Genomic DNA, 16,698 nt, shown 5'->3' with positions numbered 1-16,698 from the left:
GACCGGCCGGCAGGGCACGGACCAAGACTCTTGACATCAAGATATGCGCGGGGCATGATGTCTCTTGATGTCGAGACAAACCGCGGCCGTGTGGGACCCCGCGCAGTACGGGGTCTTCGGCGACGAGCGCGCCAGGCCCTTCACCGAACTCGCCGCGCGGCTCGGCGGCGCCGCGCCCGCCCGCGTCGCCGACCTCGGCTGCGGGAGCGGCGAGCTCACCGCCACCCTCGCCGCCCGCTGGCCGGACGCCGTCATCGACGCCTTCGACAGCTCGCCGGAGATGATCGCGGCGGCCCGCGCGCACGAGATCCCGGGACGGCTCGCCTTCCGCGTCGCCGACGTCGCAGCCTGGGAGCCCGAGCGGCCCCTCGACCTCGTGATCTCCAACGCCGTCCTGCACTGGATCCCCGAGCATCCGGAGCTGCTGCCCCGCTGGGTCGGCGCCCTCGCCCCGGGCGGCCGCCTCGCCTTCCAGGTCCCCGGCAACTTCGGCGCGCCCAGCCATGTCCTGCTCCGCGAGATGGGCCGCTCCGAACGGTGGCGCGGCAGGCTCGCCCACCTGCAGCACGACGCCCCCGTCCTCGACCCGGCCGGATACGTCGACCTCCTGGCCCGCCTCGGATGCGCCGTCGACGCCTGGGAGACCACCTACGCGCAGATCCTGCACGGCGAGGACCCCGTCCTCGAATGGGTCAAGGGCAGCGCGCTGCGTCCCGTCCTCACCGCCCTGCCGCCCGCCGAGGCCGAGGAGTTCCTCGCCGAGTACGCGGAGCGGCTCAGGCGCGCCTACCCCGCGGCCCCCTACGGCACCGTCTTCCCGTTCCGGAGGATCTTCGTGATCGCCACCACCCCCTAGACGGGATGCCGCCCGCCCGGCCGGGGGAAGCGACTCGTTCCCCTGCGGTGTGCCGACTCCGGCGGATGGGCGGCGTCCGCGAATCCCGGCTCGCGACCCGAGACCGGTGACCCCTGCCGGCGGCCTCCCGGACGAACTCCGGGCGGCCGCCGGTGTCAGGTCCGGAGGCAACCATGATCACTGGCGTGCACCACGTCCAGCTCGCGGCCCCGCCCGGCAGCGAGGACCGGCTCCGCGCCTTCTACGGCGGCGTCCTCGGCCTCACCGAGGTCCCCAAGCCGCCCGCGCTCGCGCGGCGCGGCGGAGCCTGGTTCCGCGGCCCGGGCGTCGAACTCCACCTCGGCATCGAGCCGGGCTTCCGGCCGGCCCGCAAGGCCCACCCGGGCCTGCTCGTCGACGACCTCGACGCCCTCGCGGAGCGCCTGCGCGCCGCCGGCCACGAGGTCACGCCGGACGAGATGTTCCCCGGCCACCGCCGCTTCTACGCCGACGACCCCGTGGGGAACCGGCTGGAGTTCCTGCGGCCCTCAGGCTGACGGGTCGACGATCTCCCCGAAGTCGCGCCGCCCCCGGCGGTGGGCCTTCTCCGCCTTCGCCGCCGCCTTCTCCTCGGCGCGCCCGGCCTTGGCGGCGGCCTTCTCCGCGCGCTTCTCCTGCCGCTCCAGCTCCCTGCGGCGGCGGCGCGGGTCCAGCGACGGCCTCGGCTCCAGCCCGGACAGGCCGTTCCACGCCAGGTTCACGATGTGCGCGGCCACGTCCTCCCGGTGCGGCTTGCGGACGTCCAGCCACCACTGGCCCGTCAGCGCCACCATGCCGACCAGGCTCTGCGCGTACAGCGGCGCGAACTTGTCGTCGTACCCGTGCCGGTCGAACTCCTGCGCCAGGATGTGCTCCACCTCGCCGGCGATCTCGCTCAGCAGGCTGGCGTAGCTGCCCGTGCCCGTCCCGCCGTGGGAGTCGCGGACGAGGATGCGGAACCCGTCGGGGTGCTCCTCGATGTACTCCAGCAGCGCCAGCGCCGCCCTCTCCAGCTTGCTCCGGTAGTGGACCACCGAGTTCAGCGAGTCGGTGACGAGGCCCAGCAGCCGCTCGAACTCCCGGTCGACGACGACCGCGTAGAGCCCCTCCTTGCCGCCGAAGTGCTCGTACACCACCGGCTTGGACACCCCGGCCGCCGAGGCGATCTCCTCCACCGAGGTGCCGTCCAGCCCGCGCTCGGCGAACAGCGTCCGGCCGATCTCGAGGAGCTGCTCGCGGCGTTCCTTGCCCGTCATCCGCTTTCTGCGGGTCCTGGGAGCGGGATCTGTCACGGGATCAATTGTGGCGGTCAAACCGCCTGCTTCGTGCGTTTGGCGGCGAGCCGGTCGGCGTTCGGCCACCGGACGTCATGGGCCAGGCGCATCTTCTCGAACGCCCAGATGATGCGCGCGCTGATGTCGACCTGCCCCTTCAGCACGCCGTGCCGCGCGCAGGTCGGGTCGGAGTGGTGCAGGTTGTGCCACGACTCGCCGAGCGAGGGGATCGCCAGCCACCACACGTTGCGCGACCTGTCCCGGACCTCGAACTCCTCCTTGCCGAAGGTGTGGCAGATCGAGTTGATGGACCACGTCACGTGGTGCACCAGCGTGATCCGGACGAACCCGGCCCAGAACAGCGCCGTGAGGAAGCCCATCCACGACATGGTGACCAGGCCGCCGATCACGGCCGGGAGCAGGAACGACGCCGCGACCAGGCCGGGGAAGGCCAGGTGGATGCGCCGGATGTCGCGGTCGTTCAGCAGGTCCTTGGCGAACCGCTGCTTGGAGGTCCTGTTGGCGTCGAACAGCCAGCCGTAGTGCGCCCAGGCCAGGCCCTTCGCCAGGGCCTTCCAGTCGTCGCCGAAACGCCACGGCGAGTGCGGGTCGAACTCCTTGTCCGAGTGCTTGTGGTGCCGGCGGTGGTCGGCGACCCACGTGATGACCGGGCCCTCGATGGCCAGGCTCCCGGCCAGCGCCATGAAGATCTTCAGCCCGCGCGTGGCCTTGAACGAGCCGTGGGTGAAGTACCGGTGGTAGCCGATCGTGATGCCGCCCGCGGACAGCAGGTAGAAGACCGCCGTGAGCGCGACGTCCGTCCAGCCGAGGAACCGCCCCCAGGCCAGCGGGACGGCGGCGAACAGTGCCAGGAAGGGCAGCGCGGTGAACGTGGCGATCAGCACCCGTTCTCCGTTGCCGCGCTGCTGGGGCGCGAGTTCGGGACGCCGCTGCGGGCGAGGTGGATCCATGGCCGGAGCTGTCGTCATGCGTCATCACTTCTTCCCGTGACTCGGGGCAGTCTTACCTACGCCAACGTAACCTACGAGTCCGTAAGTTGTGCAGAGCCGAACGGTAAATTCAGGGGGAAACTGCCTCTTTGGCCACATAACTCTCGTGCGCAACAGGGGTCGGCGGGTCGCTCGCGGCAGGGCGGCGCGACCTGCGCGTTCGCGCCGTCCGGTCGGGCCCTGGCCGACCGGCACGCTGTTGACTTGCTCGGTGCCGCACGTTCTAAACCGATCCGGACAAAACGACCATAGTGCGCCCGGGAGGGTGCGAACGGGTGGATGGCCTAACGAGGTGGGCTCTCCAGGGCGTGTGTCGGTATCGTGGGGGCCGGTCGGTTCGCGGCTCTGTCCGGATCCGTCTGCTTTGATCCGGCGTGGTGTAATTGGCAGCACAAGGGTTTTTGGTGCCCTTAGACAAGGTTCGAGTCCTTGCGCCGGAGCTGTCGGAGATGCCCGACCGGTGGGTCCGGGGCGGGCGATGGGGTGACAGGAGCGGGGTGGGCGGTATCCTGCCCGTGTCGGGTTCGCCCCGGCCTGCCGTGTCGTGATGTCGCAGGTGGGCGGGCCCGCGACCGATCCCCGTCCGCGATGCCGAGGAGCCTCCTTGTGAGTGCCGCGAGCCGCCCGGCCGCCGTCATCGTCCTCGCCGCGGGCGAGGGCACCCGGATGAAGTCCCGTACCTCGAAGGTGCTGCACGAGCTGTGCGGGCGCAGCATGCTCGGCCACGTGCTGGCCGCCGCCCGCGAGCTGGAGCCCGAGCGGCTCGTCGTGGTCGTCGGGCACCGGCGCGAGCAGGTCGTCGAGCATCTCGCCGAGCACGCCCCCGACGCCGAGGCCGCCGTGCAGGAGCGGCAGGGCGGAACGGGCCACGCCGTGCGGATGGCGCTGGAGCAGACCGGCGCCCTGGACGGGACGGTCGTCGTGACGAACGGCGACCACCCGCTGCTGCGGGGCGAGACGCTGCGGGCGCTGGTCCAGGCGCACGAGGACGAGGGCAACGCCGTCACCGTGCTGACGACCGAGATGCCGGACGCGACCGGTTACGGGCGCATGATCCGGGCGGCCGACGGCAGCGCCGAGGCGATCGTCGAGCACAAGGACGCCACCGGAGAACAGCGCGCCATCAACGAGATCAACGTCGGGATGTACGCGTTCGACGGCGCGCTCCTGGCCGACGCGCTGAAGCGGGTGACGACCGACAACGCGGGCGGCGAGGAGTACCTCACCGACGTGGTCGCGATCCTGCGCGGCGACGGCCACCGGGCGGGCGCCCACCTGGCCGCCGACTGGGTCGAGACCCAGGGCGTCAACGACAAGGTCCAGCTCTCGCAGGCGCGCCGGCAGCTGAACGACCGGATCCTCGAAGCGCACATGCGGGCCGGGGTCACCGTCATCGACCCGGCGTCCACCTGGATCGACGTGCACGTCACCGCCGAACCGGACGCGGAGATCCACCCGGGGACGCAGCTGCACGGCGGGACGCACCTGGGCGAGGGCGCCCGGGTCGGCCCCGGCTGCACGCTGACCGACACGACGGTCGGCGCCGGCGCCTCGGTGACCAACGCGGTGTGCGTCGGGGCGTGGATCGGGCCGGAGGCCTCGGTCGGGCCCTACGCCTACCTGCGGCCCGGCACCAGGCTCGCGCCCAGGGCCAAGGTCGGGACGTACGTCGAGACCAAGAACGCCGACATCGGCGAGGGCACCAAGGTGCCGCATCTGACCTACGTCGGCGACGCCGAGATCGGCGCCGGCTCGAACATCGGCGCGAGCTCGGTGTTCGTCAACTACGACGGCGTGGACAAGCACCGCAGCGTCATCGGGTCGCACGTGAAGGTCGGCAGCGACAACATGATCGTGGCGCCGGTGACGATCGGGGACGGCGCCTACACGGCGGCCGGCTCGGTGATCATCCAGGACGTCCCGCCGGGGGCGATGGCGGTGGCGCGAGGGCGGCAGCGCAACGTCGAGGGCTGGGTCGAGCGGAAGCGGCCGGGGACGCCGGCGGCCGAGGCGGCCCGGCGGGCCAGGACCGGCGAGGAGGGCGCGCCCTAGCGCGCCCGAAGAGGACTGCCCCGCCTCAGGGCGGGGAGGTGGAGGACGACGGCGTCTTCCGGAACAACACAGAGCCGCCCGACCGGAGAGCGGCTCGATGACAAGACGACCCGCGCGCCGGCTCTTTGGTGCGCGGGAGGTGGGGACAACAACCCACATGTAGGGCACAGTTCCAATGAGGGGGAGTTGTCAGAGGTGAGTGGGATAAAAACGAGCGGCCAGAAGAAGCTGATGCTCTTCACCGGCCGAGCCCACCCTGACCTGGCCAGGGAAGTAGCCGACAACCTCCAGGTCGAGCTGACGCCGACGTCCGCCTACGACTTCGCCAACGGCGAGACGTTCGTGCGGTTCCTGGAGTCGGTCCGCGGCTCCGACGCCTTCGTGGTCCAGAGTCACACGGCTCCCATCAATCAGTGGATCATGGAGCAGCTGATCATGGTGGACGCGCTCAAGCGCGCGTCGGCCAAGCGGATCACGGTGGTGGCGCCGTTCTTCGGCTACGCCAGGCAGGACAAGAAGCACCGCGGCCGCGAGCCCATCTCGGCCCGGCTGATGGCCGACCTGTTCAAGACGGCGGGCGCCGACCGGCTGATCACCGTCGACCTGCACACCGCGCAGATCCAGGGCTTCTTCGACGGCCCGGTGGATCATCTGTTCGCGCTGGACCTGCTGGCGCGGCACTTCGAGAGCCGGCTGGACACCTCCCAGGTCACCGTGGTCGCGCCGGACGCGGGCCGGGTGCGGGTCACCGAGCGGTGGAGCGACCGGCTGGGCGGCGTCCCGATGGCGATCATCCACAAGAAGCGCGACCCGGACGTGGCCAACGAGGTCAAGGTGTTCGACGTGGTCGGCGAGGTCGCCGGCCGCACCTGCGTCGTGGTGGACGACATGATCGACACCGGCGGGACGATCGTGAAGGCGGCGGACGCGCTGTTCGACCAGGGCGCGACCAAGGTCGTCGTCGCGGCGACGCACGGCGTCCTGTCGGGCCCGGCGGTGGACCGGCTGAAGAACTCCCGGATCTCCGAGGTGGTGCTCACCAACACGCTGCCGATCCCGGAGGAGAAGCAGTTCGACAAGCTCACGGTGCTGTCGATCGCGCCGCTGGTCGCGCGCGCGATCAACGAGGTGTTCTCCGACGGCTCGGTCACGAGCCTGTTCGGCGGCCACAGCTGAACCCTCGTCCCGGGCACGGCACGGCGCCCGCCGGCGGCCACGGAGGAGACCGCGGCGGGGGCCGTGGCGCAGGCAGGGCCTTGGCGTTGGGCGTTGCGGTCTTGGGCTAGACTTGTGCAACCGCGTATGCCCCAGGACGTTCAAGTGCGGTGCCCGCACAGGGGCCGCACTCCCCGGGGAACGCAAACGAATCTTCGAGCGCGCCCGCCCTTCGACGGCGCGCCAGGAACGCAACGCATCGTCCGTAGCGGACGTCCGACGACGGACGGCCGTGGAAGCAACAACGAGGAGTTTTCGCCGTGTCCGAGGTACGCATTGCCGCCGAGCCGCGCACCGAGTTCGGTAAGGGTGCCGCGCGGCGCACCCGCCGGGCCGGCAAGGTGCCCGCCGTCCTCTACGGTCACGGCACCGACCCGCAGCACATCGCGCTGCCGGGCCACGACCTGATGCTGGCCCTGAAGACGCCGAACGTGCTGCTGACCATCGAGGGCCTCTCCGGCGGCGCCGAGCTGGCGCTGCCGAAGGACGTCCAGCGCGACCCGGTCAAGGGCTTCCTGGAGCACGTCGACCTGCTGCTGGTGAAGCGCGGCGAGAAGGTCGTCGTGGACCTGCCGGTCAACCTGGTCGGCGACGTGGTCGCGGGCGGCGTCGTCCAGCAGGAGCTGGTCCAGGTGTCGGTCGAGGCGGAGGCTACGAAGATCCCCGAGGCCGTGGACCTGTCCATCGAGGGCCTGGAGGTCGGCACGCAGGTGCTGGCCGGCGACCTGAAGCTGCCGTCGGGCGTCACCCTGCAGGTCGACGGGGAGGCCCTCGTCCTGCAGATCGCCGACGCGACCGTGTCGGCCGGCGCGACCGAGACCGAGGCGGAGGCCGAGGCGGCCGAGGCGGCCGCGGCCGAGGCCGAGGCCCCCGAGGGCGAGGGCGAGACCGCCTCCGAGTGACGGCGGTGCCGCCGGGCCGGGCCGCCCGGTGCGCGGCCGAGCCGGACGGCCGGTCACAAGGAACGTCCACGGCCCCCGCGGGTGCGCGCATCGGCGGGGGCCGTGCTCGCGTGTGAGGAGTGCGGGTGGACGCGGATCTCTGGCTCGTGGTGGGGCTGGGCAACCCCGGGCCGTCCTATGCGAAGAACCGGCACAACGCGGGGTTCATGGTGCTGGACGTTCTCGCGGCGCGCGCGGGGGGCAGGTTCAAGTCGCACCGGGCGCGGGCCGACGTGCTGGAGGGCCGTCTCGCGGGAACGCGGGTGGTGCTGGCCAAGCCGCGCACCTTCATGAACGAGTCGGGCGGCCCGGTGAAGGGGCTGCGCGACTTCTACAAGGTGCCGGTGGAGCGGGTGGTCGTCGTCCACGACGAGCTCGACATCCCGTTCGGCGCGGTGCGGTTGAAGCAGGGCGGTGGTGACAACGGCCACAACGGGCTGCGGTCCGTCACCAGGTCGCTGGGCGCGAAGGAGTATCCGCGCGTGCGGTTCGGCGTGGGGCGGCCCCCGGGTCGGATGGACGCGGCGGCGTTCGTGCTGAAGGACTTCTCCGCGACAGAGCGCAAGGAGCTCGACCTGGAGGTCGACCGGGCGGCGGACGCGGTCGAGGCGCTGCTGACCGACGGGCTGGCCGCCGCGCAGAACGCCTTCCACGCCGGCTGACCGGATCCGCGGCAGGAAAGGCGGCGGGGACCGTTCGAACCGTCTGGTGAAGGAGGGCCGAATCGGGTGTGACCTGCTTTTTCGGCTCTTCGATCGGGTCACCGCGTTATCACCGACGGTGTCGGGCGGCGATGCCGTCCGAAAAGGTTTTCACGCGGGGTGACCGAACACATTCGGTCGGGTGACCGGATCCGGCCTCAGGGCCGGTGAGCAGCCGCGATCAAGGCGGTGTGACGCCTTTTTCGTGTGCGCCCGGGGCGGTTCGGGCGCGTTGTCCAAGTGATAGCCGCGTTCCGTCCGTGACCATGGCAAAGGGAACGTAAGATGCAGGCCGATCGAGGTTCAGGTTCCATGTGAACCTCGGGCGACGTTCAGCCGTCTTCGGTGTGAATCGCGCTGACGGGGCGCGCGTTACACAGGATTGGTGAGTGATTTATGGCCGTCGTTGACAAGGTCCAGGCCGAGTCATCGATTCGCCATGAGCACGAGCGCGCGGCGTCGCAGAACTGGAGCCGGACCTACCGGCGGCTCGCGCGGGCCCTCGACTTCGCCAGCATGCTGATGGCCGGAGTGATCGCCTTCGTGCTCAGGTTCCCGGGCGTCCCCAACGAACTGGACGCGCCGTACGTGGCGTTGACCGTGGTGCTCCCCGTGGTCTGGCTCCCGACGCTGCTGCTGTGCCGCGCGTACCAGCCCCGCTACGTGGGCGTCGGGTACGAGGAGTTCCACCGGGTGCTGCGCGCCGGGTTCATCCTCACCGCGGTGGTCGCCATCCTGGCCTACGCCACCAAGACCGACGTCGCGCGCGGCTACGTGGTGATGGCGCTGCCCCTCGGGACGTTCCTGGCGCTGCTGGCGCGCTACCGGCTGCGCAAGTGGCTGCACAAGAAGCGGTGGCACGGCGAGTACATGCGCAGGGTCGTCGCGGTCGGGCACCGGACGTCGGTGTCCGACCTGATCCGGTTGCTGCAGAAGAAGCGGTACCACGGGATGGACATCGTGGCCGTGTGCCTGCCGCCGGTGCTCGCCTCGGGCGAGGACGCGGTCGCCGAGGTGGAGGGCGTCCCGGTGCTGGGCGACTTCGGCCAGGCGGCGGCGGTCGCCGACCGGATCGGCGCCGACTCGGTGGCCGTGCTGGCGTGCCCGGAGATGGACGGGGTGGCGCTGCGACGGCTGGCGTGGCAGATCGAGCGCAACGACGTCGAGCTGGTCGTGGCGCCCGCGCTGATGGACGTGACCGGCCCGCGGATCTCGATCCGCCCGGTGTCGGGCCTGCCGCTGCTGCACGTGGAGCACCCGGAGCTGGACGGCGGCCGCAAGGTCCTCAAGGGCCTGGTCGACCGGGTCGTGGCGCTCGGCGGGATCGTGGCGCTGAGCCCGCTGCTGCTGCTGATCGCCGTCCTGATCAAGATGTCCGGGGACGGCCCGGTGCTGTTCCGGCAGACGCGCGTCGGGCGCGGGGGCCGGGAGTTCACGGTGCTGAAGTTCCGCACGATGGTCGCCGACGCCGAGGCGCGCCGGATGGAGCTGCTGGCCGCCAACGACAACGACGGGGTGCTGTTCAAGATCCGGCAGGACCCGCGGGTGACGCGGGTGGGCCGCCGGCTGCGCCGGTACTCGCTGGACGAGCTGCCGCAGCTGTTCAACGTGCTGCGCGGCGAGATGTCGCTCGTGGGCCCGCGCCCGCCGCTGCCCGACGAGGTCGCCCAGTACGGCGGCGACGTCTACCGCCGCCTGGTGGTCAAGCCGGGCCTGACCGGGCTCTGGCAGGTGAGCGGCCGCTCGGACCTGTCGTGGGAGGAGTCGGTCCGGCTCGACCTGCGGTACGTCGACAACTGGACCCTCGTCCTGGACCTGCAGATCATGTGGAAGACCTGGTCGGCCGTCTTCCGCGGCTCCGGCGCGTACTGAGCGGGCCGCCGCGGCGTGCGGTGCGCGGCGGCCGAGCCCCGGCGAGAACACGACAGGGCGCTGCCCGCGCCGCGGCGCGGCCGGAACACTGGCGTGCGGGCCGCTGGGCGGGACCTCGTCCCGAGGCGGATGCGGCGGGCATGAGAAAGTAGACCGAGCAGACCAGTCGAGTCGGGAATGTGATCTCAGATGACCGAGGCAGGGGCGGCGGACGATCATTCGCTCGCGGCCGAGCTCGCCGGGACGGCGGGCCGGCTGCTGCTGGGCGTGCGGGACGAGATGGGCTTCGCCGACGCGAGGGCCCTGAAGGACACCGGCGACCTGCGAGCGCACGAGTACCTGATGGCGGCGCTGGCGGAGCGCTGTCCCGGTGACGCCGTCCTGTCCGAGGAGGGGCGGTCCTCGGTCGCCGGGAAGCGGTCCCGGGGCGACGACCGCGCCCCCACCCGCAACACCGCCGACGCGGAGCGGCTCACGGCCTCCCGCGTGTGGATCGTCGACCCCCTGGACGGCACCCGCGAGTTCTCCGAGGAGGGCCGCCGCGACTGGGCCGTGCACGTGGCGCTGTGGGAGCGGGACGCGTACGGCGACGGCCGCCTGGCGGCCGGCGCCGTCGCGCTGCCGGCGCAGGGCCTGACGCTCCGCACGGACGCGGTGGGCGGCGCCTCGCTCGTCCGCACCGACCTCGCCGACCCCGACCCCGTCACGGCCGGGCCCGCCGGGACGCCGCCGCCCCGCGAGGTGCCGCTGCACGTTCCGGCGCCGGACGCGGAGAAGCTGCGCATCGCCGTGAGCCGCACGCGGCCGCCGGAGTTCGTCCGGCGGCTGGCGGAGGCGATCGAGCCGGAGGTGGAGCTGGTGCCGATCGGATCCGCGGGCGCGAAGATCTCCGCGGTGCTGCTCGGCGAGGTGGACGCCTACGTGCACGCGGGCGGCCAGTTCGAGTGGGACTCGGCGGCCCCGGCGGCCGTCGCGCTCGGCGCCGGGGCGCACGCGTCCCGGGTCGACGGGGCGCCGCTGCGCTACAACCGTGAGGACCCCCGGCTCCCGGATATCCTGGTGTGCCATCCCATGTCGGCGTCAACGCTGCTGACCGGCATCCGGGAAGTAAGCGGCGCGCTGCCGTGACCGGTCCGCCCCCAGGGCGGGACCGCACCGGCGCGGGCCGGCGTTTCGACCCGGTGGGAAGGCATGTGCCCGTCTCCGTGCCACCGGTTGCATCTGCCAGAACAGCGTGGAAAGAGCCCCAGACCATGCAGCGTTGCGATTATCTGCTGTCCCAGCTAGACGTCCTCGAAGCCGAGTCGATCCATATCTTCCGGGAGGTGGCGGCCGAGTTCGAGCGGCCGGTGCTGCTGTTCTCCGGCGGCAAGGACAGCATCGTCATGCTGCGCCTGGCGCAGAAGGCGTTCTGGCCCGCCCCGATCCCCTTCCCGGTCATGCACGTCGACACCGGCCACAACTTCCCGGAGGTGATCGAGTTCCGGGACCGCCGGGTCGGCGAGCTCGGCGTCCGGCTGATCGTTTCGTCGGTGCAGGACGCGATCGACAGCGGCCGGGTGGTGGAGCAGAAGGGCCGCCGCGCGTCCCGGAACCGGCTCCAGATCACCCCGCTTCTGGACGCCATCGAGGAGCACCAGTTCGACGCGGCGTTCGGCGGCGCGCGCCGGGACGAGGAGAAGGCCCGCGCGAAGGAGCGGGTGGTCTCCTTCCGGGACGAGTTCGGGCAGTGGGACCCCAAGAACCAGCGCCCGGAGCTGTGGAACCTGTTCAACACCAAGATCGTGCAGGGTGAGCACGTCCGGGTGTTCCCGCTGTCGAACTGGACCGAGCTCGACATCTGGGACTACGTGCGGCGCGAGGAGCTCGAACTCCCGCCGATCTACTTCGCGCACAGCCGGCAGGTGTTCGAGCGCGACGGGCTGCTCCTGGACGCCGAGACGGGCTTCGCGAACCGCGGCGACGACGAGCCCGAGTTCGCGGCGACCGTCCGGTACCGGACGGTCGGCGACGCGTCCTGCACGGGCGCGGTGAAGTCGAACGCGGTGACGCTCGACGAGGTGATCGAGGAGATCGCGGCGACGCGGATCACCGAGCGCGGCCAGACCCGCGCCGACGACCGCACCAGCGAGGCCGCGATGGAGGACCGCAAGAAGGAGGGCTACTTCTGATGGCCAGCGCGAACGACGGGCTCGCCGGGGGCCGTCCGGCCGGGGACCGGCCGGCCAAGGCGATGGACCTCCTGCGGTTCGCCACCGCCGGCAGCGTCGACGACGGCAAGTCCACGCTGATCGGCCGGCTGCTGTTCGACTCCAAGTCGATCTTCGAGGACCAGCTGGAGTCGGTCGAGAAGACCAGCGCCGACCGCGGCGAGGAGTACACGAACCTGGCGCTGCTGACCGACGGCCTGCGGGCCGAGCGGGAGCAGGGCATCACCATCGACGTGGCGTACCGGTACTTCGCGACGCCGCGCCGCAAGTTCATCATCGCCGACACCCCGGGGCACATCCAGTACACCCGGAACATGGTGACCGGCGCCTCCACCGCCGACCTGGCGATCATCCTCGTGGACGCCCGGAAGGGCATCCTGGAGCAGTCGCGCCGGCACGCGTTCCTCACCACGCTCCTCCAGGTCCCGCACCTGGTCGTGGCGATCAACAAGATGGACCTGGTCGACTACGACCGCGGCGTGTACGAGCGGATCGTCGACGAGTTCACGTCCTTCGCCTCCAAGCTGGAGGTCACGGACCTGACGTTCATCCCGATCTCGGCGCTGCACGGCGACAACGTCGTCGAGCGCAGCGTGAACATGCCGTGGTACGAGGGCTCGTCGCTGCTGCACCATCTGGAGCACGTGCACATCGCCTCCGACCGCAACCTGATCGACGTGCGGTTCCCGGTGCAGTACGTGGTCCGGCCGCACGCGTCCACGGATCCCGACCTGCACGACTACCGCGGCTACGCGGGCCAGGTGGCGGGCGGCGTGCTGAAGCCGGGCGACGAGGTGGTGCACCTGCCGTCCGGGCTGACCACGACGATCACCCACATCGACGGGCCGGGCGGGCCGGTCGGGGAGGCGTTCGCGCCGATGTCGGTGACCCTGCGCCTCGCCGACGACATCGACATCTCCCGCGGCGACATGATCGCCCGTCCGAACAACCGGCCCGAGGTCGCGCAGGACATCGACGCGATGGTCTGCTGGATGACCCCGGACCGCACCCTCGCCCCGCGCACGAAGCTGGTCATCAAGCACACGACCCGCACCGCGAAGGCGATGGTGAAGCAGCTGCACTACCGGCTGGACGTCAACACCCTGCACCGCGACGACCAGGCCGACTCCCTCGGCCTGAACGAGATCGGCCGCATCTCGCTGCGGGTGACGCAGCCGCTGTTCGTCGACGACTACGGCCGCAACCGCCTCACCGGCGGCTTCATCCTGATCGACGAGGCCACCAACAACACCGTCGCCGCCGGAATGATCACCGGCGCGCGCTGACCGGACGCCGCGGGGCCCGCTGGCCCCGCGGCGGCTGGGTCCGTTCTCTCCGGAACCGGCCGAGCGGTACCGGTCGCGCTTCCCTTACGCCCCGCCCTCGGGAGGCCGGGGGCGGTTGACCTTCTGCGCCGCCTTGTCGGTCAGGGTGTCGGCCGCGGGGGAGACGGCGTCGTCGGGCGGCACGAACGCGTCCAGGTTCACCTTGCTGAGCGTGATGGTCTTGTCGTTCGGCTTGTCCTGGTCGTCGAGGGGGCCGGCGTCCGGGGCGGCGGGCCGCGCGTGCTTGCGGGGGCGCGGCTGGTCGGCCTCGCCCGTGAGCGGGTCGCGCCGGGGGCCCGGTTCCCGCGCGGCGTGCGCCGCGGCGCGGCGCGGCTCCTTGGGCGCGGACGGCGCCGGCATGGGGGCCGGCAGCTGGGCTCCCGAGCCCGCCGAGCCGTCCCGCCGCCGCGGAGGCATGTCGCGGGGCTCGCGGGGCAGCGACGGCGCGGGCGTCGTCACGGCGATCTCGTCCTGCTTCGGCAGGACGACCGCGCCGAGCACGGCCGCGCCCATCCGGTGGATGCGGCGGACGCCGTCGCGGATCTGCGCGTACTTGGTGCGCGGGGTCTCCACGACGATCAGGGCGGCGTCGGACAGGTCGGCGAGGGCCTGGGCGTCGGCGCCGAGCTCGGTCGAGGGGGCCTCGACGACCGTGAAGCGGGCCTTCTCGCGCAGCGAGCCGATGAGGCGGGCCATCTGCTCGCGCTGCAGCATCTCGGCCGCGAGGTCGACGTCGGCGCCGGGGGTGATGGTGGCCAGGGACGGCAGCGCGTGGTTGCGGCGCACCACGTCGCGCAGCTCGACCCGGGCGAGCAGGAGCTCCGACAGCCCGGCCCCGCGGTGCAGCCCGAGCAGGTCGGCCGCCAGCGGCGACTGGAGGTTGGCGCACACCAGGAGGACGTTGGACCCGGTGCGGGCGAGCGCGGCGGCGAGGTTCACCGACACGATGCTGGAGCCGGGGCCGGGCGCGGCGCCGGTGACGAGGATGACGTGGTTGCCGTGGCCGAGGGTCGCGGTCAGCTCGTGCGCGAGCTCGTGGAAGTTCTGCCCGCTGCGGCTGCGCGCGGGCAGCAGGCCGAGCTCCTCCTTGCCGCGCCGCTGCGGGATGGACAGCAGGACGGGCAGGTCCAGGACGCGCTCGACGTCCCCGGCGACCCGCACGCGCCGGTCGAACCGGTCGTACATGATCGCCAGGATGATGCCGAGCAGCAGCCCGCCGGCCAGGCCGCTCGGCAGGAACTTGACGGGGTCGGGGCTGGAGGGCCCGGCGGGTGGCGACGCGCTGGTGATGATCTCGCCGCCGTCCACGTTCGCGGCGGCCACCTGCAGGTCGGTCAGCTTGTTGCTGAAGGCGTTGATCTGGGCGCTCAGCACGCGTCGCTGGGTGGCCCCGGCGGTCGCGAGCTTGGTGCGGACGTCGTTGATCTGCTTCTCCAGCACCGCGGCCTGGCTCTGCAGCCGCTGCACCGCCTTCTGGTTGCGGTTCTGGAGGTAGGCCTCGGCGAATGCCTGCGCTCCGGCGCGCGCCTTCCCCGAGCTGGCCGCCGCCCACTCGATGACGAGGACGGACGAGTTGGGCGGCACGGTGACCTGCACGCGGCGGCCGAGCGCCAGCGGCGAGTCGGACGCGCCGATCCGCTTCTGCACGAGGCTCGTCACCTCGGTGGAGCGCAGCCGCTGCGCCTCGGTCTCCAGGCTGAAGTCGTTCTTGCCGCCGTTGCTCTTGGGCACCTCGGGATCGGTGGCGGTGACCTGCACGATGGCCGTGGACACGTACGACTTGGGCAGCAGCACCAGGCCGGCGCCGGCGATCGCCAGTCCGAGCATCGCTCCGGCGACGACCACCCACCACCGCCGCCGGAGCATGGCCGCGTATTCCGCCAGCTCCGTGGAATCGGCCTTCGCCGTGGAGTCCATTAGCCGGGTGTTCCTCTCGCAGCCGTCGATTCTCGCCGTGCGCGCCCCGCGCGCGGTCCACTCCCCGTCGGAGTCCGGTCCAAGATACCTTGGCCCATTGATGGCGAACCCTTGAACGGCGGGTGACGGCGACGTCCCGCGCGCGGCGGCCACGGGGCCCGTCCGGCGGCCTGGCCAGGTGCGGTCAGCGCCGTCCGGCAGGTGCGGTCAGCGCCGGTTGAGCAGGCCCGTGAGGTTGTCCCATCCGGTGTGGCCCGCCACCCGCCCCTGGTCCGCCATGGCGGCCGGGACGTTGAAGCCGTAGCGCTGCTGCGGGGCCTGCCCGGCGGGCTTGCGGTCGAACGCCTGGCATCCCACCAGGGACGTCTGGTCGCCCTGGCCGACGAAGAAGCCGTCGGCCTCGTTCGCGCCCGCGCCGAGGTCGCGGGAGCCCGAGGTGTCGGCCACACAGCCGGTGAAGACGTTGCGGTCGGCCTCGATGAACCAGCCGTGGGCGCGGGTGTCCTGGGACTCGCAGCCGATGAACTTGTTGCGCTCGCCCTTGACGTGCCAGCCGTAGTCGCGGCAGTACCAGGCCTTGCACGCCTGGAAGAAGTTGTTGGCGCCGCCGATCCCGTCGGAGCCGGGGATGGGCGGGCCGACGTAGAAGCCGGCGCTCGACCCGGTCTGCCGCCGCGTGGTCGCCTCGCAGGCGATCCACCAGCTGTCGGGGGCCTCCACGCGGAACCCGTACCGGCCCGCCTGGCGGACCCTGACGCGGCTCGTCACGCAGGCCTGGGTGTCGCTGCCGCGGTAGGCGACGCCGTCCAGCGCCGGCATGTAGACGGCGAGGTTGTCCAGGCGGCACACCGCGTCGGGCTCGCCCTTGTAGAACCGGCTGGTGCCGGTGATGTCGAGGTCGATGCCGATCCCGGCCCGGTCGGCGCAGTCGAGCACCAGGTCGGAGATGGAGACACCGTCGACCGACCGGCCGTCCCCGATGGCGATCATCGCGTCCATGGACCGGGCCGCGCGCAGGCGGGTCCGCTGCCCGGCGCCGCGGATCGTGCAGCCCCGCGTGGGGACGAGCGGCTCGGTCAGGGGGTATTCGCCGTGCCCCAGCATGACGGCGGTGGCGCCGCCGGCGATGGCCCTCTGGATGGAGCCGCCCGGCGGGACGTACGTCCAGGGTCCCGTCTGCTCGGCGGCGGCGGGGGTCGGCCCGGGGCCGAGCAGCGTCTCCGCCGCGACGCCCACGGTGACGCCCGCCGCTGCGAACGCCGTTCCACCCAGCACCGACCGCCTCTGATACCAGCGCTCGTCCACTG

14 protein-coding genes and 1 tRNA gene are annotated in these 16,698 nt (G+C 71.9%); 11 read left to right on the top strand and 4 right to left on the bottom strand.

The window, feature by feature from the left end:
• The first annotated feature begins 67 nt into the window (after positions 1-67).
• Positions 68-856 (top strand): trans-aconitate 2-methyltransferase, encoded by a 789-nt coding sequence (locus tag BJY14_RS14015; protein ID WP_179844021.1) that lies wholly within the window; start codon positions 68-70, stop codon positions 854-856.
• Positions 857-1,029: 173 nt separating this feature from the next.
• On the top strand, positions 1,030-1,392 hold the full coding sequence (locus BJY14_RS14010; RefSeq protein WP_179844020.1) for a VOC family protein: 363 nt from the start codon (positions 1,030-1,032) through the stop codon (positions 1,390-1,392).
• On the opposite strand, the gene BJY14_RS14005 is transcribed toward BJY14_RS14010, so the two are convergent.
• Both BJY14_RS14005 and BJY14_RS14000 read right to left on the bottom strand, forming a co-directional pair.
• Positions 1,384-2,166: a TetR/AcrR family transcriptional regulator gene (locus BJY14_RS14005; protein ID WP_312879204.1), complete on the bottom strand. Its 783-nt coding sequence runs from the start codon at positions 2,164-2,166 to the stop codon at positions 1,384-1,386. The two genes, BJY14_RS14010 and BJY14_RS14005, sit on opposite strands and share 9 nt — an antisense overlap.
• Before the next feature lie 17 nt (positions 2,167-2,183).
• Positions 2,184-3,137, bottom strand: coding sequence for an acyl-CoA desaturase (locus BJY14_RS14000; RefSeq protein WP_179844019.1), 954 nt, complete (start codon positions 3,135-3,137; stop codon positions 2,184-2,186).
• Between the two features lie 389 nt (positions 3,138-3,526).
• Here BJY14_RS14000 and BJY14_RS13995 point away from each other — a divergent pair.
• The 9 genes from BJY14_RS13995 to BJY14_RS13955 all read left to right on the top strand — a co-directional run bounded on the left by BJY14_RS13995 (position 3,527) and on the right by BJY14_RS13955 (position 13,435).
• Positions 3,527-3,598 (top strand) — tRNA-Gln (locus BJY14_RS13995).
• 166 nt (positions 3,599-3,764) lie between these two features.
• The gene (gene glmU / locus BJY14_RS13990; RefSeq protein WP_258941085.1) at positions 3,765-5,210 is read left to right on the top strand and encodes a bifunctional UDP-N-acetylglucosamine diphosphorylase/glucosamine-1-phosphate N-acetyltransferase GlmU; all 1,446 of its coding nucleotides are present in this window, start codon (positions 3,765-3,767) and stop codon (positions 5,208-5,210) included.
• Between the two features lie 195 nt (positions 5,211-5,405).
• A complete protein-coding gene (locus BJY14_RS13985; RefSeq protein WP_141578287.1) occupies positions 5,406-6,386 on the top strand; it encodes a ribose-phosphate diphosphokinase in 981 nt (326 codons plus the stop codon).
• A 299-nt stretch (positions 6,387-6,685) separates the two neighbouring features.
• The gene (locus tag BJY14_RS13980; RefSeq protein WP_179844017.1) at positions 6,686-7,327 is read left to right on the top strand and encodes a 50S ribosomal protein L25/general stress protein Ctc; all 642 of its coding nucleotides are present in this window, start codon (positions 6,686-6,688) and stop codon (positions 7,325-7,327) included.
• A gap of 125 nt (positions 7,328-7,452) precedes the next feature.
• Complete coding sequence (gene pth / locus BJY14_RS13975; RefSeq protein WP_179844016.1) at positions 7,453-8,028, top strand: aminoacyl-tRNA hydrolase; 576 nt, start codon at positions 7,453-7,455, stop codon at positions 8,026-8,028.
• 435 nt (positions 8,029-8,463) lie between these two features.
• Positions 8,464-9,939, top strand: a complete 1,476-nt coding sequence (locus BJY14_RS13970; protein WP_179844015.1) for a sugar transferase — start codon at positions 8,464-8,466, stop codon at positions 9,937-9,939.
• Positions 9,940-10,128: 189 nt separating this feature from the next.
• Positions 10,129-11,067 (top strand): 3'(2'),5'-bisphosphate nucleotidase CysQ, encoded by a 939-nt coding sequence (locus BJY14_RS13965; RefSeq protein ID WP_179844014.1) that lies wholly within the window; start codon positions 10,129-10,131, stop codon positions 11,065-11,067.
• Positions 11,068-11,192: 125 nt separating this feature from the next.
• Positions 11,193-12,110 (top strand): sulfate adenylyltransferase subunit CysD, encoded by a 918-nt coding sequence (cysD, locus tag BJY14_RS13960; RefSeq protein WP_179844013.1) that lies wholly within the window; start codon positions 11,193-11,195, stop codon positions 12,108-12,110.
• Positions 12,111-12,172: 62 nt separating this feature from the next.
• The gene (locus tag BJY14_RS13955; RefSeq protein WP_179849364.1) at positions 12,173-13,435 is read left to right on the top strand and encodes a sulfate adenylyltransferase subunit 1; all 1,263 of its coding nucleotides are present in this window, start codon (positions 12,173-12,175) and stop codon (positions 13,433-13,435) included.
• An 84-nt stretch (positions 13,436-13,519) separates the two neighbouring features.
• Here BJY14_RS13955 and BJY14_RS13950 read toward each other — a convergent pair whose 3' ends face one another.
• Positions 13,520-15,391 carry a tyrosine-protein kinase domain-containing protein gene (locus BJY14_RS13950; RefSeq protein WP_179844012.1) on the bottom strand — a complete coding sequence of 624 codons (1,872 nt, stop codon included), beginning with the start codon at positions 15,389-15,391 and terminating at the stop codon, positions 13,520-13,522.
• Positions 15,392-15,598: 207 nt separating this feature from the next.
• Entirely contained in the window at positions 15,599-16,696 is a 1,098-nt protein-coding gene (locus BJY14_RS13945) for a hypothetical protein (RefSeq protein ID WP_179844011.1), read from the bottom strand.
• Positions 16,697-16,698 lie beyond the last annotated feature (2 nt).

It is taken from the genome of Actinomadura luteofluorescens (assembly GCF_013409365.1).
Classification (GTDB): Bacteria; Actinomycetota; Actinomycetes; order Streptosporangiales; family Streptosporangiaceae; genus Spirillospora; species Spirillospora luteofluorescens.
The sequence above is the reverse complement of the archived record's forward strand: the minus strand, read 5'-3'. Positions and strand labels throughout refer to the sequence as shown.

Coding starts and splice junctions, on each gene's coding strand:
- BJY14_RS14015 (WP_179844021.1), top strand. CDS start 68: ATGTCGAGACAAACCGCGGCCGTGTGGGACCCCGCGCAGTACGGGGTC.
- BJY14_RS14010 (WP_179844020.1), top strand. CDS start 1,030: ATGATCACTGGCGTGCACCACGTCCAGCTCGCGGCCCCGCCCGGCAGC.
- BJY14_RS14000 (WP_179844019.1), bottom strand. CDS start 3,137: ATGACGACAGCTCCGGCCATGGATCCACCTCGCCCGCAGCGGCGTCCC.
- BJY14_RS13970 (WP_179844015.1), top strand. CDS start 8,464: ATGGCCGTCGTTGACAAGGTCCAGGCCGAGTCATCGATTCGCCATGAG.
- BJY14_RS13965 (WP_179844014.1), top strand. CDS start 10,129: ATGACCGAGGCAGGGGCGGCGGACGATCATTCGCTCGCGGCCGAGCTC.
- cysD (WP_179844013.1), top strand. CDS start 11,193: ATGCAGCGTTGCGATTATCTGCTGTCCCAGCTAGACGTCCTCGAAGCC.
- BJY14_RS13955 (WP_179849364.1), top strand. CDS start 12,173: ATGGACCTCCTGCGGTTCGCCACCGCCGGCAGCGTCGACGACGGCAAG.
- BJY14_RS13950 (WP_179844012.1), bottom strand. CDS start 15,391: ATGGACTCCACGGCGAAGGCCGATTCCACGGAGCTGGCGGAATACGCG.